13 protein-coding genes are annotated in these 15,276 nt (G+C 46.3%); 8 read left to right on the top strand and 5 right to left on the bottom strand.

Annotated features, from left to right (window positions below; translation table 11 throughout):
- Positions 1-2,088: tetratricopeptide repeat protein (locus tag FHS57_RS12920; RefSeq protein WP_221225621.1), on the bottom strand; the 2,088-nt coding region annotated here is incomplete at its 3' end.
- Between the two features lie 120 nt (positions 2,089-2,208).
- Positions 2,209-3,123, bottom strand: a complete 915-nt coding sequence (locus tag FHS57_RS12915) for an RraA family protein (protein ID WP_183974251.1) — start codon at positions 3,121-3,123, stop codon at positions 2,209-2,211.
- 175 nt (positions 3,124-3,298) lie between these two features.
- On the opposite strand from FHS57_RS12915, the gene FHS57_RS12910 reads away from it, so the two are divergent.
- The 4 genes from FHS57_RS12910 to FHS57_RS12895 all read left to right on the top strand — a co-directional run bounded on the left by FHS57_RS12910 (position 3,299) and on the right by FHS57_RS12895 (position 6,337).
- Positions 3,299-4,732 carry a mandelate racemase/muconate lactonizing enzyme family protein gene (locus FHS57_RS12910; RefSeq protein WP_183974250.1) on the top strand — a complete coding sequence of 478 codons (1,434 nt, stop codon included), beginning with the start codon at positions 3,299-3,301 and terminating at the stop codon, positions 4,730-4,732.
- 248 nt (positions 4,733-4,980) lie between these two features.
- Entirely contained in the window at positions 4,981-5,400 is a 420-nt protein-coding gene (locus FHS57_RS12905) for a hypothetical protein (protein WP_183974248.1), read from the top strand.
- 61 nt (positions 5,401-5,461) lie between these two features.
- Positions 5,462-5,878, top strand: coding sequence for a hypothetical protein (locus tag FHS57_RS12900; protein WP_183974246.1), 417 nt, complete (start codon positions 5,462-5,464; stop codon positions 5,876-5,878).
- 36 nt (positions 5,879-5,914) lie between these two features.
- Entirely contained in the window at positions 5,915-6,337 is a 423-nt protein-coding gene (locus tag FHS57_RS12895) for a hypothetical protein (RefSeq protein WP_183974244.1), read from the top strand.
- A gap of 178 nt (positions 6,338-6,515) precedes the next feature.
- Here the strand turns inward: FHS57_RS12895 and FHS57_RS12890 are convergent, their stop codons facing one another.
- Positions 6,516-7,952: an energy transducer TonB gene (locus tag FHS57_RS12890; RefSeq protein WP_183974242.1), complete on the bottom strand. Its 1,437-nt coding sequence runs from the start codon at positions 7,950-7,952 to the stop codon at positions 6,516-6,518.
- Positions 7,953-8,101: 149 nt separating this feature from the next.
- Between FHS57_RS12890 and FHS57_RS12885 the strand changes: the two genes are divergently transcribed.
- Together FHS57_RS12885 and FHS57_RS12880 are read left to right on the top strand one after the other, a co-directional pair.
- Positions 8,102-9,376, top strand: a complete 1,275-nt coding sequence (locus tag FHS57_RS12885; protein WP_183974240.1) for a hypothetical protein — start codon at positions 8,102-8,104, stop codon at positions 9,374-9,376.
- Positions 9,377-9,407: 31 nt separating this feature from the next.
- On the top strand, positions 9,408-10,727 hold the full coding sequence (locus tag FHS57_RS12880; RefSeq protein WP_183974238.1) for a serine hydrolase domain-containing protein: 1,320 nt from the start codon (positions 9,408-9,410) through the stop codon (positions 10,725-10,727).
- A gap of 167 nt (positions 10,728-10,894) precedes the next feature.
- Here FHS57_RS12880 and FHS57_RS12875 read toward each other — a convergent pair whose 3' ends face one another.
- Together FHS57_RS12875 and FHS57_RS12870 are read right to left on the bottom strand one after the other, a co-directional pair.
- Entirely contained in the window at positions 10,895-11,776 is an 882-nt protein-coding gene (locus FHS57_RS12875) for a hypothetical protein (protein WP_183974236.1), read from the bottom strand.
- Positions 11,773-12,711: a stage II sporulation protein M gene (locus FHS57_RS12870; protein WP_183974234.1), complete on the bottom strand. Its 939-nt coding sequence runs from the start codon at positions 12,709-12,711 to the stop codon at positions 11,773-11,775. The genes FHS57_RS12875 and FHS57_RS12870 overlap by 4 nt, the downstream gene beginning before the upstream one ends.
- A 112-nt stretch (positions 12,712-12,823) precedes the next feature.
- Here FHS57_RS12870 and FHS57_RS12865 point away from each other — a divergent pair, with 112 nt between their 5' ends.
- Together FHS57_RS12865 and FHS57_RS12860 are read left to right on the top strand one after the other, a co-directional pair.
- The gene (locus FHS57_RS12865) at positions 12,824-13,534 is read left to right on the top strand and encodes an RDD family protein (protein WP_183974232.1); all 711 of its coding nucleotides are present in this window, start codon (positions 12,824-12,826) and stop codon (positions 13,532-13,534) included.
- Positions 13,535-13,555: 21 nt separating this feature from the next.
- A complete protein-coding gene (locus tag FHS57_RS12860) occupies positions 13,556-15,268 on the top strand; it encodes a GMC oxidoreductase (protein ID WP_183974230.1) in 1,713 nt (570 codons plus the stop codon).
- Positions 15,269-15,276 lie beyond the last annotated feature (8 nt).

Genomic DNA, 15,276 nt, shown 5'->3' with positions numbered 1-15,276 from the left:
GCTTTCATAAATCTCTTTAAAAATCCGAAGCTGTTCTTGATAATTCAAAAGAGCGTTTTTCCAATCCCCCGTTTGCTCGTAAATCCCCCCCAATTTTGAATACGATATGGCCAATCCGTTTTTGTAGGAAAGGTTTTCGGGACTGCTTTCATAAATCTCTTTGCCTATTTTATTTCTTTCTTGATAATTCAAAAGAGCGTTTTTCCAATCTCCCGTAGCCTCGTAAATACCCCCCAATTTTGAATAAGATATGGCCAAGCCGTTTTTGTAGGAAAGGGTTTCGGGGTCTTGTGCCAAGAGTTGTTGGTAAATAGTTTGGTAGTTATCATAACATTTTCGGGCCTCTACGAGATCGCCCGTGTTGTTGTAATAGATACCTGCCGAGAAGTTATAGCTGCCAATGTCCCAACTTGGGTGTTCGCGTAGGCATTTGCTCAAGTGCGCTACGGGCTGCACGTAGGGCGCAGCTTCGGTGAGCGAGATATTTAGTAAATTGTCTGCATCAGCTTCTAAAATATAATTGAGCTTGTCCAACAAGGCTTGGGCATCGGTGCCGAGGGTGGTTTGGTTTTTACGAAGGGCAATGGCCTGTATCACGGGGCTAATTTTAAACCCCTGAGCGGTTTGGGTAAGCCAGCCACGCTGTGCCAGTGCGTGCAGGTCGTCAAATTGAATGGCGTCTTGGCCAAAAAGGCTGCACAAAAACGTAAACTTGTATTCTTCTGGAGGGAGCAAGGCCATCTGCACCAACCAAAAGCGGGCGTCCTCTGTGAGCTTCGCAAAATTATAAAAACGGTCGAGGATGTCGTCGCTATTGCGGGCTTCGATGCGCGTAAAATCGGTATAGTCGGTCGTAATACTGAAACTCCGCTTCCCTAAAAACAACCCTTCGGTTTCCAGTCGCTTTACCAAATCGGCCAGTGTTTCGCCACGTGAGGCGAGGATAGCCATATTTTTTGCAAAAATCTCTACCGAGAGCGTGTGGTACTGCAAAGCCAACAGCAAGCGGTCGAGCAGGGCCTCAAAGTCGGGGCTGTCTTCGTGGTAATACTTGGTAAAAAGGGCCTTGGCCAACGGTGGCGGCAAGTGAACAATGGGCAGTTCTTGGTGCTTATCGAGCACACCCGCGCAGCGGCTCGTGAGCAATACGTGCCAGTGAAAGCCCCCAAAATGTTGCTTAAACACGCGAATATCGTCGGGGTCGTTGGCATTATCAAGCACAAGCAGCATATTGTGTTCTACGGCAGCGAGGGCCCGTTTGAGGGCATCGAGCTGCTGGTCTTCGTTCATCCCACTCAGGTCGAGGTTAAGCTTTGGAGCCAATTCTTTGAGGGCATTGATGATGCCGTTGTCACAAAACAGCCAAGCGTTATGTTGGTAGTCGTAGAGGCTTTCATTCCAATATTTGGCGGCGAGGGTGGTTTTGCCAATGCCCCCCTCGGCGTTAATAAGCATGAGGCGACCACCCGTATCGAGCCGCTCACGGATGGTACGGAGTTCGTTTTCACGACCCAAAAACACCTCGGGATTGGATGCCCCCTTGAGACTGAGGCGGGTGGCGAGTGGGCGCGTGGGATGGGTAAAGTGTGTATGTTCTTTTTTGTCGAACAGTCCCAAAATATCATCAGAGAGTTTTTTAACAAACTCGGCAGGGTGTTCAAACTCCCACGGCCATTGGGCTTTGTCTTTTGCGTACCAAATAGCCTCCAAATCAGCCAAATTACTTACATTTTCGGGGCGAACATCAAAAGTTAAATCGCCTTTTTTTTTGAAAATATAAATGCGCGGTAAGCCTTTTTCTTGAAATAACTGCTGGGCTAACAAATATTCTTCCGTTGTAAAAGCACCCAACTCACCCCAATATAAAATGGCGAAAATATCCGCATTTTTGATGTGTTCGTTGTAGAAATTCTGTTTTCGCACGGGGTCATTGGCCGCGTCAAATTTCTCCCAAATATCCAACTGGAGGTAAGTGCCTTCTTTTGCAAAAAAATCATTGATACGGTTAATTTCATTGCGAAAGGCTTGTCGTTCTACCTCTAAGCGAAACGACGAAGCTAAAAAGATATGATAAGGTTTATTTTTCATGCCACGGTGAGTTTTCAGAAGCAAGATACTGAATTTTTGGAACGGGCAAGCAAGGCATAAAAAAAGTTGTTGGGTTATCTCCAACAACTTCACAAAAGCACAAAACAAGGCGCTTAAAAGCTACTCCTTCGACAAAAACTTCTCAATCTGCTCGCTTGTCAAATACACTTTTCCTGAACGCGTTTTGATGTGCTCGCGGAAGGCGTTTTTGATGGCATCATTCCATTTCATGTCGATTTCGCCTGGGGTGAATTTATTTTCACGGAGCATTTTGTGCCCAAACTCGTCTTGTAACGCAATAAACTCGGACTGATTTACGACCTTTTCGGCCAAATGCGCGGGGATAAAAATCACGCCTTCGGGTTTGCCCAATACCAAGTCGCCGGGCAGTACCGATGCCCGACCAATGCGAATGGGACAGTTGATGCAGGTCATCGTCATGTCTTTGATGGCCGAGGGGTCGTAGCCGCGCGTGAATCCTACAAAACCGTCGATAGCGCTCAAGCCTTCGAGGTCGCGCACACCCGCGTCGAACACCACACCCGTTTTGGATTTGGCATAAATCGAGTTGCCAAGGTTATCGCCAATGAGTGTTCCGTCGATGATTTTTCCGTACCCATCGGCTACATAAACGTCATTAATTTGGAGCGCGTCGATGGGCCATGAGTTGGTATTTCCTCGGCGGCCTTCAGCTTTTCCTTTTTCTTTGATGGGCTTTTCCATGTCGGGGCGGGCGGGCATGTACTGCGCCGTAAGTACGCGTCCAACGAGCGGTTTTTCGGGGTGAATAATTTGAAAATTACCCTCAAATTGGTTGTTGTAGCCATCGCCCCGCATGATACCCCACGCTTCTTCGATGGACACATTGGCCAAACGTTTTACAATTTCATCGGGTACTTTAGGACGGCCATCGGGGAAACGTTCGCCTTTCCACTCTTGGGTATAAAACTGAATGAGCTCTTTGGGTGCTTGAATTTGGGCAAATAACGGAGAACTCATTGCCGCCAAGAAAAGGGCTTGGATAACTTTTTTCATAATACAAAGAATCGTTGGTTAAGGATGACACACACAAAAATCAAACAATTCCCCCGCCTACACTTCTATCTTTTTCCATCGGTGATTTTTGAAATATTTTCAGAAAAAATTGACCTAATCTTGTATCGTTAATTCAACTCTTAACCGTGCGTACGCACCTAATTGATAAACCCCAATGAAAAAATTTACACAACGTTTTAAGTTGCCCGATTCCCACACCGCTTCCGAAAACAATCGCCGCGACTTTCTACGCAAAGGCTTACTCGGTGGCTTATCCATGGGCTTGATGTTTGATGGAAAGCCCGAAAAAGAAATGGAATTTATTACCCAAAAAGTAAAACGTGATTCGAAGCCTTCGGAGCTAAAAATCACCGATATGCGCATTGCTCATTTGCAGGGAGTGCCGTTTAAAAGTCCAATTATCCGCATAGATACCAACCAAGGTTTAGTAGGTTGGGGCGAAGTACGCGACGGTGCTAGTCCCAATTACGCCCTGATGCTGAAGAGTCGTTTGTTGGGTCAAAACCCTTGTAACGTTGAAAAAATCTTCAAAGAACTCAAGCAGTTTGGCGGACACGGGCGCGCTGCGGGTGGGGTATGTGGGGTAGAAATGGCCTTGTGGGATTTGGCAGGCAAAGCCTATAACGTGCCTGTTTATCAGATGCTTGGCGGAAAGTACCGTGACGAAGTTCGCCTCTATGCCGATACGCCCGAAATCAGCGACCCTTCTACTTTTGCCAAAAAACTCAAAGAAACCCGTCTGGACAAAGGTTACACTTTCCTCAAGATGGACTTTGGAATTGGGCTGTTGGCGGGCAAACCTGGGATGCTCATTGGGGACAATGTTTGGAAACTTTCGCAGCGTGACAACAAGACCAAAACCGTAGGAAACTATGGCATGACGAAACACCCTTTCACTCGGATTCAAATTACGGACAAGGGCTTGGAATACATTGCCGAATACGTCAGCAAAATTCGGGAAGGGGTGGGGTATAACATTCCCGTATCGGCTGACCACTTCGGGCATTTTGACGTAAACACGGCCATTCGCTTGGGAAAAGCCGTTGAAAAGTACCAATTGGCGTGGCTCGAAGACTTGGTGCCGTGGTTTTATACCGACCAATGGAAACAAATTTCAGACGCCATCGAAACGCCTACCCTCACGGGTGAAGATATTTTCTTGAAAGAAGAGTTTATCAAACTCATTAATGCCAAAGCGGTGGATATGATTCACCCCGATTTGGCCTCGTCGGGTGGAATTTTGGAAACCAAAAAAATTGGAGACTACGCCGAAGAACATGGTATCCCGATGGCGATGCACTTTGCAGGTAGCCCGATTTCATTTATGGCCAACGTACACTGTGCTGCTGCTACCGAAAACTTCGTGGCATTGGAACACCACGGCGTGGACGTAGAAGGGTGGGAAGACATTGTAACGGGCAACAAACCTTTGGTTGTCAATGGATTTGCTCCTGTTCCTAACAAGCCTGGTTTAGGGGTAGAGCTCAATGAAGAAGTAGCGAAGAAGTTTTTGATAAAAGACCAAAAATGGTTTGCTCCCACCGACGAATGGAACGCCAAAGATTCGTGGGACAGAGATTGGAGCTAGTTTTGGAGTGTCGAGTGGGTGAGGGCAGAATGTCGAATCCGTGCTGAGGGTTTCGTTCCGTGCTGAGGGTTGCTCACAACCCGAATTTGTGTATCGAAGGTTGCTCACAACCTGAATTTGTGTGTTGAGGGTTGCTCACAACCTGAGTCAACCTAATTAAACGTCGGTCGTTAAAAACGGCTGACGTTTTTTTTGTTTCCAACTATTGGGCTTGTTTAGGCGTCATCGGTTAAAAAATTGTGAAACTAATGAAAAATGTTGGTTGGGTTTTCTTTCTTGTTTTGGGTGTTTTTTCGTGCAAAGAAAAACAGCTTACGCCCGAAGAAATACAGCCGTTGGTGGGAAAATGGAAACTCGATGCTATTGAGCCAGCGGGAGATGTAAGAAAATGGGAGTCTGTAGCTTCTAAAGATGGCTATGTATTTGAAATTCGCTACGACGGGGTTATTCTGGATGCCAACGGCTTGCCTGCTTGCTGCGTTCCAAGCTACTTGGTATATCAGGGCAACAAGTTTACCATTGAACCCAAAGAAAAACTTGCCCCTAATCCCTCGTGCGCGTTGGTGTTGTGCATGGCTTGTGATACGTGGTATTTGGAACTAGAAAACGGTCAGTTGATAACAAATGCCTGTAATTCGGGTGGGCGAAACCGTTTTACCCGACTCTGATTATTAGCGTATTGTTCTGTTTAATTGTCGTAGATGGCTCAAATAAAAAATTGTGAAACTGATGAAAAATGTTGTTTGGGTTTTCTTTCTTGTTTTGGGTGTTTTTTCGTGCAAAGAAAAACAGCTTACGCCCGAAGAAATACAGCCATTGGTGGGAAAATGGCGAGTGACTGCCATTGAGCGAGCCGACAAAAAGGAATGGGAATATGTTACCCAAAGCGGTCAACACCAATTCGAAATCCGCTATGATGGTGTCGTTCTTGATTCAAAGGGTTTATCTACGTGCTGTGGCCCGCTGTATCTTACTATAAACGGCAAAAAATTTAGCATTGTCCCCAAAGAAACAGTTCCAGACAACCCGATGTGCGCTTTGATTAATTGTGTTTATTGTGAAACATGGAACATGGATTTGCAAGACAACGTACTAACGATTAGTTATTGTAATGGATTAGCACGGGTTCGGTACGTCAAGATTTGAAAAATATAAAGTGTTGAATAGCAAATAAATGAATCGATGAAAGCGAAAGGGTTACTGCTTTTTTTAGTGATGGTGATAGCATGGTCGTGTGATGAAAAGCGTCTCGCTCCTGACGAAATAAAACCTGTAGTTGGCAAATGGATGCTCAATGCCGTAAAGCAAGGGGACGATGCAAAACAATGGGAGCCAATAGCCCCCAAAGATGCCACCGTATTTGAAATCCGCTACGATGGAGTCATTCTTGATGCCAATGGCTTGCCTGCTTGCTGCGTTCCAAGCTACTTGGTATATCAGGGCAACAAGTTTACCATTGAACCCAAAGAAAAACTTGCTCCTAATCCTTCGTGTGCATTGGTGCTGTGCTTGGCTTGTGATACGTGGTATTTGGAACTAGAAAACGGCCAGTTGATAACAAATGCCTGTAATTCGGGTGGTCGAAAACGTTTTACCCGACTCTGATTATCGGTTGACCTCATAAATAGCGTGTTAGCTAAGTTTGTTTAACGTTTTACCCGCCGATTGGCGCAGATTGAGAGCCGCAGATGTTCGCTGATTAATGGCTTCATGAAATCCTTTTTCGGAGGGTAAAATAATGCAATTATTTACTGAGCAATGGTAACTGCAAATGGGCTATTACTTATCGTAACATGAAGGATATGGGCAAATTATACTGGACCCGTACTTTTTTGCCACGATACACGCCTGGTTCCCATTTACCACTCATTTCTTTCACTATCCGTAGCGCTTCTTCGTCGCAGCCGCTTCCGATGCCTTTTAGTATTTCGTAATCACACAAAGAACCATCTTCACAAACGACAAACGTTAGATATACTTTTCCCGAGACATTTCTACGAGACGCTTCTGCGGGGTAGCGTAGGTTTTGGGATAAAAACTGACCCAAAGCAGGAACCCCTCCTTTAAATTGAGGATTTTTGCGAGCTTCCGTGTATGTTCGTACCTCGCCTTTGTCATAAATTGTGCCTTTGGTCAACACTCCTGCAGAGTAAAATTCGTCAATGTATAGCGTACTATCGGCCAGTTTTGAAACCCATCTTCCTTCTTTTTTGCCATTGACTAACTGCCCCTGACTCGTCGCTTCGTTCTCTTGTTTTACCGCCCAGCCGTTGCCATCTTTGACGTGTTGCTGTCCTGTTCTTGCCCAGAGGCCCACGATTCGTTCTTCCGTTTGCGTCATTGCTTGAGGACGTTCGCGTTGAATCACTTCCGCAATTTGGCCATTGTCATACCAGAGTACCAACATTTGGTTAGCGCCATCCGCCATTAGTTGTTCTTTCAATATTCCGCTGGGGTAATAGTGTACATGACTTACTTCTTGAAAACCTCCCCCTTGGAACTCTGTTGTCGAAAGCAACTGCCCATTGGTTTGAACTATCATTTCGGGCACGTACGAATTCCAGTTTTGGTCGCGAGCGGTGATACGGTACGCAGGCAACGAATCAATCTTATTTCCGTTTTCAACTTTGTACATCATCGGCTTTTTGGAATACGTTGCCGACATATACGGTTTCCACTCTTTTTTCTTGAATTCTTCAAAAACTACGTCCGCAGCTACTACCCCGTTGTTATCGACAGGAATCAAGCGGCGGAAGTGGTATTCCTTTGGTTCTTGGGTATATTGAAATTTGTCGTTGAAATAATCAACCAAGCTGTGCGAAGTGCTGTCGTAATTGGTGATAGGGTTATCGGGAAAAACGACCGAGTAATTAAACGCTTGTCGTACGGGTTTACTGTCTTTGACAGCTGGCTGCCACGCGCGGTACAGACCCACTACCCGCAATGCTTCTTGATCGGCTTGGGGCTGAAGTCCTCTAGTCACTTTTAACTCCGACACACTTCCGTCGGGTTCTATTACCCCGCTCAGAAATACGCGTCCTTTTATCCCCGCTGCGCGCGTGGCAAATGGCACTTGTAAATTGGCCTTGATGTATTCTTGAAACAATGGGATACCCCCTTGCGGAGTAGCGGCTTTATCGACTTCTTGGGCCTGAAAGATGGTTTGGGCGTTGGCTGCTAGGTTTACGAAGCATAGGAAGGCGAAGGCTATTTTTTTCATACGTTTGATGACTGTTTGAATGTAAAACTAACACAACAGTAATAATGTGCCAAATTTTTCTTGATGGAAGGTGTTTGGGGGTATGAGTAATTTATACTTTTATTGCGGTGATATTTACGGACTGGAGGTCCGTATCACCAACATTACCCATGAAAATCGGATTTGTCGTTTCTTTTTTTGATTTCCGCAACGATGTGCGGCGAGTTATTACGGAAGTTGCCCAACAACACGAAGTTACCATCTTTGGTCGTCCTGAGAACAAAGAGGAGATTTTACGTCACTTGCCTGCGGGCGTGAAGTTTCGACTTATCAATGAAAAAAAGGGAGGCTGGTGGAATAGCCTTTGGATAAAACTCTACATCCTTTTTCGACAAATCCCCGAAAGCCGTCACAATTTCTTTTTGATGGAGCTTTTTAAAGCATCGCTTGCTACGGACGCTGCTGTGCTGAAAAAAAACCACCAAATTTTGGCGTGGGTACGTCGGTTGCCCAAAATCATTTCCTACGATTTTTACTTGAACCGACTTCAGTACCGAGCCCAAACCGACCTCACGGGCATCGACCAATTTGTGTGTTTTACGGCCATTGCCGACGATTTTTTGATGGCGCGTTTGGTTCACGAAAACCACCCTGTGAAGGTCTATGTCTATAGCTGGGACCACGCCTGTAAACATACCTGTTTTTCGTCGCGCGCGACCTACGTGTGTTGGAACGAGCGCATCCGCGAAGATTTGATTCATCTACAACACGTATCGTCCTCGCGGGCAAGCGTGGTAGGAGCCAGTCAGTTTGCCTACATTGACGAATACCGCCAGGTAGCGGCTCAGTTGCCCCGTACGTACGATTTTCCTTATGTCTATGTCGGCTGTGCGATTGGCGTCGTGGACCTTGTTCGGGACGAAGTGAGTGTGGTCAAACAAGTGGCCGAAACCCTGCAACAAGCTCGCCCTGATTTGAAGCTGGTGGTTCGGCCGTATCCTGTGCAGGGCAATTGGGAATTATACGCACCGCTGCGCAGCCTGCCCAACGTGGTGATGGACGATGGGTTCCGAACGTTGGATTTGTCGGTCAAAGACAGTCATATTTTGGAGAAATTTGAGAAAATCGCTAATGCCGATGCCTTTTTTCACATGGGAACCACCATGGGCTTGGAGGCTTGTTTTACCGATACACCTTCGTTTATGCTCGACTTTGGCTATACCTCCACCGACGGCTTGAGTTTGTATGGTTTTATTCACCAATACCAAAACGACCGACATTTAATTGAACTCGCTCCTCAAAACGATGTACGTTCTACGGAGCAACTGGCAGACATCTTCAAAAACTTGTCTTCACCTACCTACCGAGCCCTTAATCGTTTGGTGCAAAACCAATACCAAATTAAGTCCTTTAAGGAGTTTGCAAATGACTTAATAGCTGTATAACTTTACTGACTATCAAACCTTAACCAATCATATGAACCTTCTGACTTTTTTTCGGACGTCGGCGTTTGTGGCGTTGACGACCGTAACGGTATTTGCCCAAACAGGCACCCAACAAAAACCCCCTTTACTGACTGCCGCTGCCCCTGAAACCGTTGGGATGTACAGCGAACGTCTCAATCGTATCGATGGCGTTTTGCAGTCATACATCGACAAAGGAGCATTTCCTGGCGTGGCAGCGATTGTGGTTAGAGACGGAAAAATCGTTTACCACAAAGCCTTTGGGAAAGCTGACCTCGATGCCAACAAGCCTTTGAGCAAAGATGCCATGTACCGCATCGCGTCCATGACCAAGGCCATCACGTCGCTGGCGGTGATGATGCTCCACGAAGAAGGCAAAATCATGCTCGACGACCCCATCAGCAAGTACATTCCTGAGTTTGCTAAGCCCGTCGTTATGGATCAATTTAACCCCAAAGACAGCACCTTCACGACTGTTCCTGCCAAACGCGAAATTTCGGTTCGGCATTTATTGTCGCACATGTCGGGGATTAATTACAACGCCATCGGGAGCGACGACCGCATCAAGGCCGTGTATTCAAAGGCGGGAATTGTGGATGCCTTTACGACTAAAAAACTGACCATTGGCGAAAACATCAAAAAATTAGCCAAGCTACCTCTCACGCATCAGCCAGGTGAAAAATGGACGTACGGCCTCAGCTCCGACGTGTTGGGGTACTTGGTAGAAGTGGTTTCTGGAGAAACGCTAGAACAGTATTTTCAAAAGCACATTTTTGAACCATTGGGCATGAAAGACACGCATTTTTATTTGCCCGATGCCAAAAAAGACCGCTTGGTTCCGATTTATTCCGAAACCAAAGAGAAAACCCTTGTTAAAGGCTCCCTCGATAACCTTGGAAGCGACCCCGACTACCCCATCAAAGGAGCTAAGTCGTATTTTTCAGGCGGAGGCGGGTTGACCAGCACGGCTTATGACTACGCGGTTTTCTTGCAAATGCTACTCAATGGAGGCACTTATAACGGCAAGCGCTTATTGAGTCGCCGAGGAGTAGAACTATTCACCAATACCAACCAAAGTGGTACGCTATTTCCCGACCCTCGTAATTATTTCAGCTTAGGTTTCAGTGTGATTAATGAAGCAGGGCGCGCCAACGATATTTACAGCAGCGTCGGCACATTTAGCTGGGGCGGGGCCTTCAGTACGCATTATTTTGCCGATCCCAAAGAGAAAATTTGTGCCGTATTAATGAAGCAAATGTGGCCTACCAGCATGGGCGGGGAACTCGACCGCAAGTTTGATTTAATGATTTATCAAGCACTAGACGATAAGTGAAATTGGCAAGGGGCAAGTGTGCAATAAGCAAGTTTGTATGGGGCAAAAGGCAAGCTTGCTTATACTGGCAAACTTGCCCTTTGCTAACTAGTTTTAGGGTGCTTTTTGTTGCCAGTGGTATTTCGCGGTTAACAGATAACAGATAACAATTAACTCTGCACAAGCATTTAAAACTCTTCTTCGCGTAAATCGGTGCGGGGAGTGTCTGTTTTGCCGATATTGTCGATGGCGTCGAGGATGCCTGAGCCTTCGCGGCGCTCGACTAAATTGTAGTATTGAAATACGATGGCGATTAGTACCAATGATCGTACCAGTCCACCTCCAACGGTGGCAATGACCCCGCTAATGGTCATCAATACTTCGGTGTTTGCCAACTTAACCTGCAACGAACTCATGATTGTCAGGATAAGAGTCGGAATTTGGAAAGCGTATCCAATGATGGATGACACAATGCCCATCACAAAGAGAAGTCCAAACGTGGACCACCATTTATCTTTGATGAGGTAAAAACAGCGACGGAAAGTATCACCCAAATCGAGGTTTTCGCGCATCAATATCATGGTCATGAGCGAAAGCGTAACGCCCAGATAAATGCCAGGAAGTAAGAAAAACACGATGCCCGCTACAACGGCGATACCCATCACAAAGTTGAAAATGAGCGCTTTGCCGATATAGCCTTTCAAACGATTCCAGACGATTTCGGGTGTGATGTTTCGATTTCCAGCTTCGTATTCCAAAAAATAAGCCCCAATGACGAGAGATGAAATAATGTTGGCCAAAATCAAAAAGAAGCTCAACAAAAACACGGTTCCTACCATTTGATAGATACCATCAAAAGAAGAAGAGCCACTTTCGAGTACGCTTTTTTGCATTTCTAAGATACCCGATTGGTAAGAGCCCATAAAAAAACCACCCACCAGCGAAAGAGGGCCTGCGATGTATAAAAGGCTAATGGCCAATGGTTTGAAGTTTTGAATAACAAAGTCGAACGTTGCGTTGATTTTTTGTCCAAAATCGCGTTGTTGGAGAAGGATAACAGGTGGTTTCATTTGTGCTGAGAGAGTTGTCGAGGATAAATTACAAAATACCAAACAATAAATACGGCCGAAACTAAAATAATGCTTCCGCTAACAAAAGCGGGCAAGGTGAGGCGTGTGACAAAACTTTCGAGAAAGCCTGCGGTGACAAAAATAGGTACCAGACCAATGACGATTTTTACCCCTTTTTTTGCACCTTGCTTGAAAGATTCGAGTCGGCTGTAGGTGCGTGGAAACAACAAACTGTGACCCATCACCAAGCCTGCCGCTCCTGCAATTACAATGGCCGAGATTTCGAGTGTCCCGTGAATCCAAATTTTTAGTACGGAGGTAAGCAGTAGCCCACGTTCAAAGAAAAAGAACTGAAAAGCACCAAGCATGACCCCATTTTTGAACAAAATGACAATGGTACCAAACGAGTAAACAATGCCTAATACAAAAGCTACGAAGGAAACCCGAATGTTGTTAAACGTAATTTGTAAAAACATACTCACTTGGCCCGTATGGCCATAAATGGCCAATGGGTCACCATTGTTGATGTTTTCGAGGGTTTGATTGACGTAAGCATCGCCCAAAATAAGCCGAACGAAGGTGTCATCGTTGGCCGCCGACACCCAACCCAACACGCAAGCACCCATGAAAAACACAAACGAATACAAGAGCTTAAACCGCGATTCGTACATGAGCAGTGGCAGCTCTTCGCGCCAAAAACGAGCAACACGGTTGCGGTCTTCGCGGCGGTTGGAATAAAGTTTTTGGTGAAACTGGGCCGTGATACCGTTGAGGTAACGCGTTACGTTTGCCTTGGGGTAAAACGTCCGAGCGTACGAAAGGTCGTCGGTCAGTTCGATAAACCGTTCGGTGAGTTGGTCGGGGTCGTGGGTGGGCGTCGATTCGTACGCTTGCCACTTTTCGGTATTACGTTTTACAAATACGGCTTCTTTCATGAAAAATGCGCAAATGAAGTAGTAACTAACTGCCTGATTTTTCTATTTTGCGCAAAAGTTAGGAAAAACTCCTCACTCATTCGCTAATTGTTTACACACTCTTTATAAAAATATGTCTGTCAGAATCCAAACCTCCCAAAATGTCGATTTAGAGTATGAGCCTGCGAGCATTGGTGAACGTATCGCTGCCAACCTTATCGACCGCCTTATTTACATTGGTTGGGTGATTGCTTGGATAGTCGCCTACGGTGCAATAGGCAGGGGGAGCGGCACAAGTACGTTTGTGATGATTGTAATCGTTGTTTTGCCAATCATGTTGTACCCCATTTTAACAGAATATTTTTTGAATGGTCAAACCCTCGGTAAACGCGCCATGCGAATCAGGGTCGTGTTGCTTGATGGAAGCCCTCCCACGTTGGGGGCGTATCTCTTGCGATGGTTGTTGATATTGGTCGATACCGAAATCTTGACGCCATTGGTGGCCATTATTACGATTGCAGCCAACGGAAAAGGACAACGAATTGGGGACATTGCGGCGGGGACAACCGTCGTCAAAACCACCAAGCGCGTTACCCTTAGTCAGGTGGTGTACCAAGACCTTCCTGACGACTACTTGGTGACCTATACCACTGCCAACCAACTCAAAGATACCGACATCGAAACCATTCGTCAGGTGTTGCGTACATCAAACGATGAATTGTTGGAACGGACTGCTGAAAAAGTAGCCGAAGTTTTGGAAATAACGTCTCCGTTAGAATACCGTACATTTTTGCTGACAGTAGTCAACGATTATGCACATTTGGCAAACAAAGAGGAACAGTAAAACGGTTTTTTAAAATACATTATGTACTTCAACATTGATGCCAAGCAGGCAAATCAGTACGATGCCATTGTGATTGGGTCGGGCATTTCGGGGGGCTGGGCGGCCAAAGAATTGTGCGAAAAGGGGTTGCGTACGTTGGTGCTCGACCGAGGGCGCAACGTTGATCACGTGACCGATTATCCCACGGCCATGAAAAACCCGTGGGAGTTGCCGCATCACAATCGACTGCCTCCGTCGTTTCGAGAAAAAAATCCGATTGTAAGCCGCTGTTATGCACTAGATGAAGCTACGCAACAGTTTTTTACCAAAGATGACGAACAACCTTACATCCAAGAAAAACCGTTTGATTGGATTCGGGCGTATCAGGTAGGAGGCAAGTCGCTGCTGTGGGCGCGGCAGGTGCAGCGCTGGGCTAAATACGATTTTGAAGGCCCCGCTCGCGACGGCTTTGCGGTGCCCTGGCCTGTCACTTACGACGAGCTCGCGCCTTGGTACAGCTACGTAGAGCGTTTTGCGGGAATTTCAGGAAATAAAGATGGGTTAGAAGGGTTGCCCGACGGCGAGTTTTTGCCTCCGTGGGAGCTCAATTGCGTAGAGAAACACCTGCAGCAGTCGTTCAAAAAACATTATACCGACCGTCATTTGATCATCGGTCGATGTGCGCATTTGACCAAACCGCAACCTTGGCATACGGCCTTGGGGCGGGGGCAGTGCCAAGCGCGGCATTTGTGCTACCGTGGCTGTCCGTTTGGGGCGTATTTTAGTTCGCAGTCGGCCACGTTGCCTGCTGCTCGCAAAACGGGGAAACTGACCATTCGTCCGCATTCGGTCGTGCATTCTATTATTTATGATGAAAAAGCAGGAAAGGCAAAAGGGGTGAGGATTGTAGATGCTAACACGCTCGAAACCATTGAGTATTACGCAAAAATTATTTTTCTAAATGCGTCGTGTTTGGCCTCAAATCAAATCTTGTTGAATTCTACCTCAAATCGTTTTTCCAATGGACTTGGCAACGACAACGGTATGTTGGGGCACCATGTAGCTTTTCATAATTACCGAGGCCATGTGTATGCCGACATCGACGGTTTTGAAGATAAATACTATTTCGGTCGCCGACCCACGTCGGGTTTTATGCCGAGGTATCAGAATGTGCACAAACAAGAAACCGACTTTTTGCGGGGTTACTTGGTAGCGATGAGTGCAGCAAGAGGTGGCTGGGGAAGCGCTGCTGGCGAAGAGGGTTTTGGGGTAGCTTGGAAAGAGGCCAATGCAAAACCTGGCCCTTGGCATTTGTCTGTGCAGATTCAGGCCGAAACCATTCCCAAGTACGAAAACCACGTGCGTTTGAGCCAAGATAAAAAAGATAAATACGGTATTCCGCAGTTAATTACGTCGATTGGCTACGATGATAACGATGAGAAAATACTGAAACATTTTTGGGAAACCAACGTTGAAATGCTAACCAAAGCAGGTTGCAAAAACATTCGGACGATTGATACCAAACAGTCGCCTGGATTAGATATTCACGAAATGGGCGGTATCCGAATGGGCGCCGATCCCAAGACGTCACTCGTGAACAAGTGGAATCAGCTTCATGCTTGCAAAAACGTGTTTGTGACCGACGGTGCTGCGATGACTTCGATTAGTACGCAAAATCCCTCGTTGACGTTTATGGCCTTCACGGCGCGAGCCGCAAATCATGCCGTTGCAGAATTAAAAAAGAAAAATTTATAAACCATCTC

This window comes from Runella defluvii, from assembly GCF_014195535.1.
Lineage (GTDB): Bacteria > Bacteroidota > Bacteroidia > Cytophagales > Spirosomataceae > Runella > Runella defluvii.
This window is presented reverse-complemented; position numbering and strand designations above follow the sequence as displayed.

Excerpts from the sequence above, each read along its gene's own strand:
- FHS57_RS12875 (WP_183974236.1), bottom strand. The coding sequence starts at position 11,776 with ATGAAACCACCTGTTATCCTTCTCCAACAACGCGATTTTGGACAAAAA.
- FHS57_RS12910 (WP_183974250.1), top strand. The coding sequence starts at position 3,299 with ATGAAAAAATTTACACAACGTTTTAAGTTGCCCGATTCCCACACCGCT.
- FHS57_RS12880 (WP_183974238.1), top strand. The coding sequence starts at position 9,408 with ATGAACCTTCTGACTTTTTTTCGGACGTCGGCGTTTGTGGCGTTGACG.
- FHS57_RS12860 (WP_183974230.1), top strand. The coding sequence starts at position 13,556 with ATGTACTTCAACATTGATGCCAAGCAGGCAAATCAGTACGATGCCATT.
- FHS57_RS12915 (WP_183974251.1), bottom strand. The coding sequence starts at position 3,123 with ATGAAAAAAGTTATCCAAGCCCTTTTCTTGGCGGCAATGAGTTCTCCG.
- FHS57_RS12865 (WP_183974232.1), top strand. The coding sequence starts at position 12,824 with ATGTCTGTCAGAATCCAAACCTCCCAAAATGTCGATTTAGAGTATGAG.
- FHS57_RS12895 (WP_183974244.1), top strand. The coding sequence starts at position 5,915 with ATGAAAGCGAAAGGGTTACTGCTTTTTTTAGTGATGGTGATAGCATGG.
- FHS57_RS12885 (WP_183974240.1), top strand. The coding sequence starts at position 8,102 with ATGAAAATCGGATTTGTCGTTTCTTTTTTTGATTTCCGCAACGATGTG.
- FHS57_RS12905 (WP_183974248.1), top strand. The coding sequence starts at position 4,981 with ATGAAAAATGTTGGTTGGGTTTTCTTTCTTGTTTTGGGTGTTTTTTCG.
- FHS57_RS12870 (WP_183974234.1), bottom strand. The coding sequence starts at position 12,711 with ATGAAAGAAGCCGTATTTGTAAAACGTAATACCGAAAAGTGGCAAGCG.
- FHS57_RS12890 (WP_183974242.1), bottom strand. The coding sequence starts at position 7,952 with ATGAAAAAAATAGCCTTCGCCTTCCTATGCTTCGTAAACCTAGCAGCC.
- FHS57_RS12900 (WP_183974246.1), top strand. The coding sequence starts at position 5,462 with ATGAAAAATGTTGTTTGGGTTTTCTTTCTTGTTTTGGGTGTTTTTTCG.